At 54.8% G+C, this 7,751-nt stretch carries 11 protein-coding genes; 3 read left to right on the forward strand and 8 right to left on the reverse strand.

From position 1 onward, the window contains the following. Positions 1 to 187: 187 nt before the first annotated feature. The 8 genes from IBX54_RS10210 to IBX54_RS10245 form a co-directional block, all read right to left on the reverse strand. Complete coding sequence (locus IBX54_RS10210; RefSeq protein WP_296542551.1) at positions 188 to 685, reverse strand: LacI family transcriptional regulator; 498 nt, start codon at positions 683 to 685, stop codon at positions 188 to 190. An 8-nt stretch (positions 686 to 693) separates the two neighbouring features. Continuing rightward, positions 694 to 1,056, reverse strand: a complete 363-nt coding sequence (locus IBX54_RS10215) for a site-specific recombinase resolvase (RefSeq protein ID WP_296542552.1) — start codon at positions 1,054 to 1,056, stop codon at positions 694 to 696. After that, the gene (locus IBX54_RS10220; RefSeq protein ID WP_296542553.1) at positions 1,053 to 2,432 is read right to left on the reverse strand and encodes a recombinase family protein; all 1,380 of its coding nucleotides are present in this window, start codon (positions 2,430 to 2,432) and stop codon (positions 1,053 to 1,055) included. Before IBX54_RS10220 ends, IBX54_RS10215 begins: the two co-directional genes overlap by 4 nt. Further along, positions 2,429 to 2,884 (reverse strand): DUF2924 domain-containing protein, encoded by a 456-nt coding sequence (locus IBX54_RS10225; protein ID WP_296542554.1) that lies wholly within the window; start codon positions 2,882 to 2,884, stop codon positions 2,429 to 2,431. The genes IBX54_RS10220 and IBX54_RS10225 overlap by 4 nt, the downstream gene beginning before the upstream one ends. A gap of 11 nt (positions 2,885 to 2,895) precedes the next feature. Further along, positions 2,896 to 3,087 carry a hypothetical protein gene (locus tag IBX54_RS10230; RefSeq protein ID WP_296542555.1) on the reverse strand — a complete coding sequence of 64 codons (192 nt, stop codon included), beginning with the start codon at positions 3,085 to 3,087 and terminating at the stop codon, positions 2,896 to 2,898. 132 nt (positions 3,088 to 3,219) lie between these two features. After that, positions 3,220 to 5,472, reverse strand: a complete 2,253-nt coding sequence (locus tag IBX54_RS10235) for a hypothetical protein (RefSeq protein ID WP_296542556.1) — start codon at positions 5,470 to 5,472, stop codon at positions 3,220 to 3,222. A gap of 20 nt (positions 5,473 to 5,492) precedes the next feature. Beyond that, positions 5,493 to 6,065 carry a PIN domain-containing protein gene (locus IBX54_RS10240; RefSeq protein ID WP_296542557.1) on the reverse strand — a complete coding sequence of 191 codons (573 nt, stop codon included), beginning with the start codon at positions 6,063 to 6,065 and terminating at the stop codon, positions 5,493 to 5,495. Positions 6,066 to 6,070: 5 nt separating this feature from the next. Continuing rightward, positions 6,071 to 6,532, reverse strand: a complete 462-nt coding sequence (locus IBX54_RS10245) for a helix-turn-helix domain-containing protein (RefSeq protein ID WP_296542561.1) — start codon at positions 6,530 to 6,532, stop codon at positions 6,071 to 6,073. 226 nt (positions 6,533 to 6,758) lie between these two features. Here IBX54_RS10245 and IBX54_RS10250 point away from each other — a divergent pair, with 226 nt between their 5' ends. The 3 genes from IBX54_RS10250 to IBX54_RS10260 all read left to right on the forward strand — a co-directional run. Next, positions 6,759 to 7,022, forward strand: a complete 264-nt coding sequence (locus tag IBX54_RS10250) for a DNA-binding protein (RefSeq protein ID WP_296542558.1) — start codon at positions 6,759 to 6,761, stop codon at positions 7,020 to 7,022. A 14-nt stretch (positions 7,023 to 7,036) separates the two neighbouring features. Next, positions 7,037 to 7,519 carry a hypothetical protein gene (locus tag IBX54_RS10255; protein ID WP_296542559.1) on the forward strand — a complete coding sequence of 161 codons (483 nt, stop codon included), beginning with the start codon at positions 7,037 to 7,039 and terminating at the stop codon, positions 7,517 to 7,519. Next, positions 7,519 to 7,751: ParB N-terminal domain-containing protein (locus IBX54_RS10260; protein WP_296542560.1), on the forward strand; the 233-nt coding region annotated here is incomplete at its 3' end. The genes IBX54_RS10255 and IBX54_RS10260, both read left to right, overlap by 1 nt.

The raw sequence follows: 7,751 nt of genomic DNA on the forward strand, positions 1-7,751 counted from the left end.
CCTGACTAAGCCCGTTTTTTAGTCTGCGTTTTGAAGTCCGTTTCTAATGGAATCAACTACTTATGTGCCGGAAGTGTCGAACTTGTGTGGCACGCCAGAAAACCCCAACCGCTGGTCAGGTCACACGCTCGATTGGAACCGTGTTGCCGAGGTTCACATCAATCCTGATAAGCCTGAATGTCAGGAATCAAGTTTGTTGACGACCTTCTGGTTCACTTGGGACAAGTGACGAATGATCAGCCCAAGTATCTGCATGACAAGCCCGAGCAAGTGTCTCCAATTTCGGCCCGCCACGAATATCGGACAGACAGGATTGAATAACTTTCGGTGCTAACCGAGTCAACTGTGCCGTCCGACTTACCTGGCCTCGGTCCATGCCTTCGGCAGCAGCGATTTCCGCGAGCGATCGGTACTTTCCATCGTCCAGTAACCGCTGCCAGTAGTGCGCCAGCCCCAGCGCCCGGATCAACGGGCTGTCTTTTGCCTCTTTGCGCGCAATTCGCTCAACGACCGCTTCCCTTTGAAAATGCTCCGGCGCATCAATTGGCGTGATCACTTGCCGCCGGACACCTCGCTTGACCAACGTCCACGGAATGAACGTCTCCATCTGCACACCGCCTGCTGGCGCTGGTATTTGGTACGTTACCGGCTCGCCAGTCACCATGCCCTTGTCTTTTCTTGCCATGTTGATTCCTATTTGAAGCCGTCGATGATGGTGCGCTGAGCCTGCCAGTCCACCGGAAGCCGGTTGCGCTGAAACCACATCAAGCTCAGCCGCCGTGGTTGTTTGCCGGACATCAACTGCGTGATGATGTCCGGAGCCAGCAGTGTCAGGCGCAGCAGTTCGTTGACCACCGAGTGGTGAAGGCCTTCATTCTTGGCGATCTCAGAACCACTTTTCATGGCTCCTGTGTCAAGCAGGCTCTTCCAGTAAAACGCTCGACTCAGCCCCGCCAAAAACGTCGTGTCGTGCGCCACCGCGCTGGTGGTGGCCAGCCGCTGAATGCCACGTCGGGAATAGGTGAGGGGCACAAACGATTCGAGGTCAGCGTTCATGCTGCCTCCATTTCCACCAGTTCAGCACCAATGCCTTTCGCGGCAAACTCCTTGATGAGTTCCTTCCAGCCCACGGCGTGCCATTTCACCTTTAGTCCACCCGCAACCAGATCAACCCTCTCAATCATCAATTTGACGATCCGGATGCGCTCGGCCGGGTACAGCTGTTCCCAGGCCTGCCCGAGCTGGTGAAGTCCCATCACGATCTCATCCTCGTTGATCTGGACACCTTGTAGTTCAAGTGATTTGCAAACGGCGGTGATGGCTTCCGGGCTGGACAGCACCGTTTTGACCTGGTTGACCGTTGCCGCTTCCACCTCGGCGGCCGGAATGCGCTCGTGCGTTTTACCAGCTGCACCAAACCGCATCTCAGCCTTGGAAACGTAATAGCGGTACTTGCGCTTGTTTTTACTTGCGTAGGTCGGGTACATCGGGTCGCCACTGGGGCCAAACAGCAGACCTCGTAAAAGAGCCTCGGTGCTCTCTCGAGTTTGTGTGTCCACCGACCTCACATGCGGATCGCGCGCCAGCACTTCATGCACCTGCCCCCACAGACCGTGGTCAATGATTGGTGCGTGAGCACCCGCAAACCAACTTCCCTTATGCGACAACTCGCCCAGATAGATGCGATTGCGCAGCAGCTTGTACAAGTATTTCCGGTCCATCTGGGTGCCGCTGCGCACCTGACCGTCTTGCGTTGTCCAGGCTTTGGTCGTGATGCCCTCACTGGCCAAGCCCTGCGCGATGCGTGTCGGCGACCCGATGGTGAGCATTTCACCAAAAATGCGACGCACCAGATCGGCTTCAGTCGCGTTGACCACTAGCAGTCGGTTGGCCACGTCGTAGCCCAAGGGCGGAACACCACCCATCCACAGTCCCTTGCGTTTGCTGGCAGCAATTTTGTCGCGGATCCGCTCGCCGGTGACTTCCCGCTCAAACTGTGCGAACGACAGCAGCACGTTGAGCATCAAGCGGCCCATGGACGTGGTGGTGTTGAACTGCTGGGTGACAGACACGAATGACACGCCCTGGCGCTCGAACACCTCGACCATTTTGGAGAAGTCGGCCAGGCTGCGGGTTAATCGGTCAATTTTGTAAACCACCACAATGTCAACCAGACCGCGCTCAATGTCGGCCATTAGGCGCTTGAGTCCAGGTCGCTCGATGTTGCCTCCAGAAAACCCGGGGTCGTCGTAGTCGTCCGCCACCGGAATCCACCCCTCAGAGCGTTGGCTTGCAACATAGGATTGACCAGCCTCTTTTTGGGCGTCGATGGAGTTGAATTCCTGCTCCAGTCGCTCGTCACTTGAGACGCGGCAGTACACGGCGCAACGTTTACGCGGCTTGGGCGATGCAATTTGGCTACTCGCGTTCATGCTGCCTCTTTGCGGTTGGTTTTGAGGCCAAAAAACAGCGGCCCTGACCATGGCGTGCCGGAGATGTGCCTCGCCACCGCTGACAGGCTCTTGAAATACTTGCCCTCGTATTCAAAGGTGCCCTCGGCGGTGACAGTCACTTTGTGGTCACGCTCGCCCCATTCGCGTATCAAGACCGTGCCAGGTGCCAGTTCGATGTCGCGGGCACTCTGCCTACCTTTGATCTTGGAGTGGCGCATGCCGATGTTGATCAGTCGTCGCTGCGTCTCTGCGCTCAAGCCACCAAAAGCCTGTTCCTGAAGTTTGTAGGCCACACGTGACTCAACGTAGTTGCGGTTTGGGTTATCCGGGCGGCGTTTGAAAAATCGATCCCATAGCGCCCACAGGTCTGGCATTGGCAGGCTCGACAGTGCAGCCACTTGGGCTGATACTGACTGGGTAGTTTGGTTCATGTGGAACTCCTTTATTGATAGGGGTTCGTATGAACGCGCTGGTGACCAGAAAAGCCAAGTCCAACTTGTCTTTCATTTTCATCTGTCGCGTCCTGACCACTGGTGTAAGTGCGCATAATGGCAGCAGCCAGGATGGATGTGATCTCGGCCGCTCGCTGGCGCGCTGACATCTGTTCGGGGGGAATGAGTTTGATGGGTTTCATGGTTTGCAAAGGGCATTTGAAAGACCCACAAATCATGAATCAAATCCTCCAAGATGATGGGTAAGGTAGGGCAACGCCGAGCAATCGGAGCCCTTTTTTGATGATCGACGCGTTTGCCAGCCAGCCCGTGAATCAGGTCGCCAATTCTTCCAATTGAGTTGCGACCTTGGTTTCGTCGTCATCAACGGGTTCATCGGACATCGGCAGGTTCAACTGCCATGCGCGTGCACCTTTAACTTTTACCAAGTAGTCTCGCCATGGTGATGTTTTCGAAAAAAGGTTCGTTGGCGATTCGCAGCTTGTGTCCGCCATTAATATCTTGGTATTCACGTGTGGTGTCTCGGTGGCAAATGCATCGACCAGCCGTTGTAAAACCTTGATTTTCCCAGCACCTGTAACGCGCCATGGTGCTTTTCCGGGGAGATGCAATACTGCTGACTGGCCGTCTGACGATACCTTCAGTTGGATGCTGGTGCCACCCATCGCCGCCAACTGGCCATGACGATATGCGACCTTGAGTCGTGCATCGTCAATGACAGTGGCAGATTTACCCACGGCCAGCACATCTTCGATGGCGACGATGACATTCGTTCCCGCAAACGCAAAAGGGATGGCCGCTGTGGTCAAAACGATTCCAGGCACGGTTCGCGGCCGCAACCGTAGTGCCGCATCCACCCTGGCGTACTGCCGCTCGTTGGACATTTTGGTGGCAAAGTAGAGTGCAACAAGGTGTCCGTCGATATCAATTTCACCGAGGAATACTGGCTCATCATCCAAACCCTTGCCGCGCAACCCACGCAAGGAAGTTCCCAGCGCGGTAATGATTTCCTCTCGCAACCAGTTAAAGTCAACTTTCCAGCGGCGTGCATGTTTGGCTGGCAGGATGATGTCATGCCCACTGATTGGGTCGCGATATTGAACTTGGCTGGGGTCAACGCAGCGTTCCAGCTTGACCGTAAAGCGCTCGCCATCGGCACAGTCCACGACTTTTTCCGTGATGCGGTCTGCCTCAATGAGAATCCCCTCATCTGCGAATCGGTCAATGTTGATGTCCAGATGCGCCAGGGCAAAACCGTCCATCGGACTGATTGCATATTCCAGCAGGCGCGCGACCTCTTTGATAAACGTGGGATCGTCTATTCCCGAGCCTGGATGCAAGGGTTTGAGCGCACCCAAAGTTTCGAGTAATTGAGTGCCAATCCGACGCATGCGGGGATCGCGTTCGCCCTGCAAACTGCATCGCCCGGGCTCCGCCAACATGATCGACAGTGGCGTTTCGACCTTTTCGCCTTCCAGTACCAGGTCAGCTACCAGAGTTACACCAAGAATGGCGCCGGGTTCTGAGAAGGGATGACCGTTCCAGCGGCCGCCGATGACATCTTGCAGGTCGACACCGCTGTCGATATGCAAGGTGACTGCATCGGTGGCGTGGTGAAGTAAGGCTTTGGCCTCGGTCAGATAAAGGCGTTCGACCTTGGCTCCGTCAATCTGTGGCTTGACATCTTTCAGTGGCTGTGCAAACGGAGATAAGTCGTAACGCGAACGATTCAGCGGACGGTTCGATAACGGTATTTTGAAGCCGTGTTTTGACAGAACATCCGCCAACGGCGCTCTGGTGGACAAGGTGTGTGCATAGACTTCAACCACCCTGCGATCTGCTGAGTAAACCAGTGTGGCATCGCGTGCAGGGAAATAGAAAAAGCTCTTGCGCTTGCGGTTCACCATTTGAATGGCAGAAACCTGATCACCAGCAAAACGCACCACCAAAAAATGTATTGTCTTGCTGGTGCCATTTTTGTCTGGATCGAGCATCGGGACGTAGACCAGTTCGCATGGCTCGGCTAATCGCATCACCTTGGTCAGCTGCGTTTCCAGTTCCTTCTTGACGGTGTCATTCCAAATGAACGGTGGCGGCTCATCGTCGCATGGAACGTCAAAAGCATCATACAAACGCTTGTTACCGCGAATGTCGCCTGTGTTCAAAATGGTCTCGGCTACATCAAACAGTCGTGCGGTGTCGTCAGAGTGGGTGCGCATCCAGATAGCACGCCCCATTTCCCCACCTTCCTGACCCAAGAATTCACCCTGAAGGTCAGAATCGTGCAGTTGGTCAGCAACAGTAGAGAGAATCGCTGCGCCGCGTGGCGAGGTCAAACGCATGACCCGCAACGCCTCGCGCTCGGCCGAATCCCGATGTTCCTTGCGTAAATTCTTGATGTGTTCCAGCAAGTTGGTGCACAAATCGTTCTCGTTTTGAGACCAGTCGAAACCTCTGACCAGTGCTTGGCATTCAGTAAGACAGCTGAATGTCTTAAGGATCGATATCGGCGCCTTCTCAATCAGATCAAGTAAGCAGTGTGCGTTTGTGAGGGTCTTTTTGCCCATGATTTTTCCCTTCGGCCGTCTTACATGGCCACAGTCCATTGGCGCATCACCGCCACTGTTTGAGTTAAACCCTGCGCTAGCAAGGTGTCCAGGTATTCGTCTGCCGTTTTGGGTGGTGATTTCAAAGACCGTCGGTGACTGGCCGCAGCCTCCAGCACACCGGCAGGGTGCAGATCCAGAAGATCCACGATGAAGTCGTCGGGGTGCTGCGCGGCAAGGCTGTAGGGCTTGAGCGCACTGTCCGGGAAATCTTTCAGGTTGAATGTGACGATCAGGCTCGCTCCGCAATGAATGGCGGCGGCGACTACATGGCGGTCGTGCGGATCAGGCAGGCTGATGGACGAAATCATGTACTCGAAATCACTGACCACGCAGTCGCGCACAGAATGATTCATTCGATTCCGTGTTCGCTCCAGGCGATCACGGCTGAGATCAGGCCGATTCGCATGAACATTACGTATCCACTCGTCGTGAATCATGTTGCTCCAGCGAGCCCGAAAAAGATCGGAGAGCGCCAGATGCATCAGCAAATCGCGCAGCGGCGCTGGGTAGAGCACGCATGCGTCGTAAACAACTGTGAAGTGCGAACTCATAGGCGTTAATACCCCATTTCGAGTTCTTGTGCCTCCGCAGCCAACTCATCCAAGGTTTTACGGCGCTCGGTGTCAATGCGTTTTTTGTACTCAATCACGTCTTGGTAGCGCACCCGGCGATGGGTGCCGATTTTGTGGAAAGGCATCTCACCTTTCTCAAGCATCTGAACCAGGAACGGTCGTGAAACATTGAGTACGTCAGCGGCTTCCTGCGTGGTCAATTCGGCGTGGATTGGAATGATGGACACCGCATTGCCTTGTCCGATTTCTGTCAAAACCTCCACCAGCAGACGCAGGGCCGAGGTAGGGATGTGCACAGTGCGCACTGCGCCTTTTTCGTCATGAAAGTCAATTTGCTGGGTTTCGGCACGGGTTAGCAACACGGTTGATAAGGCGCGCCCTGACTCTCGAGCAAGCGTGATGTCCTCTTGCGACGGCAGGGTTTTGGGGGTGGCAGGAGCATTCATATCGGTCACCTCATAGGGGGAGAAATTCAAATTGAAGTGAGTATAAACGAAATAACCAAAAACGAAATAACCGAAAAGTAAAAGTTTTCTTATTTGAATCATGTACTTAGCTTGGTTCCACGGCAGGAAAGTCGCGGGCAAAGTCTGTCTAAACCCAAAACTAACCCGTCTGAGCCTAAGGCCCTGAGAACTCGAATAGAGGCTCCTAAACAAATGGAGTCTCGCTGTGAAAAACCTTGTCTCAAATGTTCAGTCTGGACGGAAAGTTACCCGGCCTTTTCCGAACGTCGCCACCCGCATCGCCATCAACGAGCTCGAGCTCTCCCAGCGCTGGGGTCTTTCAGTCAAGACTCTGCGCCGCTGGCGGCAAGAAAAACTCGGACCCATTTTTTGCAAGATGGGTGCCCGGGTCACATATCTCATCTCTGAGATCGAAGCCTATGAGCGCCGCGTCTCGCGCCACTCCACTTTCACTTCGGTTTACCAATGAAGGGGGCTGTGACCATGACTGACCTCACCATCTTTCCTGCCGACATCGCCGAAATGTCCGTGAGCCAATTGGCCCAACTGACACCCGCTCAAAAACTTGAAGTCGATGTCAATCTGGAAAAAGCCATTGTGTGGCTCAAACAAGCCCGTACCAAGTTTGATGCGGCTTTGAAGCAGTGCTACGAAGAACAGGCCAAAGCGGCGCTTCTGGAATCTGGTCGCGACTTTGGCACTGCCCACATCAGCGACGGATCCCTGCGCATCAAGTTTGAGCTCCCCAAAAAAATCAGCTGGGATCAAAAGCAACTGGGCGAGATCGCCGAGCGCGTCGTGGCGTCAGGCGAGCAAGTCAAGAGCTACATCGATATCAAGTTGTCAGTTTCCGAATCCCGCTACACGAACTGGCCACCGGCGTTACAGCAGCAGTTTGCCGGCGCGCGCACCGTCGAAGCTGGCAAACCGTCATTCACCTTGAGCATTGATGAGGAGGCATTGTGATGCAGGGGCTGCAATTTCACCCGGTCAGTGAGCTCTTTCCGGGCATGCCCGAGGCTGAGTTCGACGCGTTGGTGGCCGACATTGCGGTCAACGGCTTACGCGAGCCCATTCACGTCATGGGAGACAGCATCATTGACGGTCGCCACCGATACCGCGCCTGCTTGCAGGCAGGCGTTGAGCCACGGTTCGTCATAGTGCCAGACGGCACCGAATTGAACGCCCTAGTCATCAG

It is taken from the genome of Rhodoferax sp. (assembly GCF_014859475.1).
Classification (GTDB): Bacteria; Pseudomonadota; Gammaproteobacteria; order Burkholderiales; family Burkholderiaceae_C; genus Rhodoferax.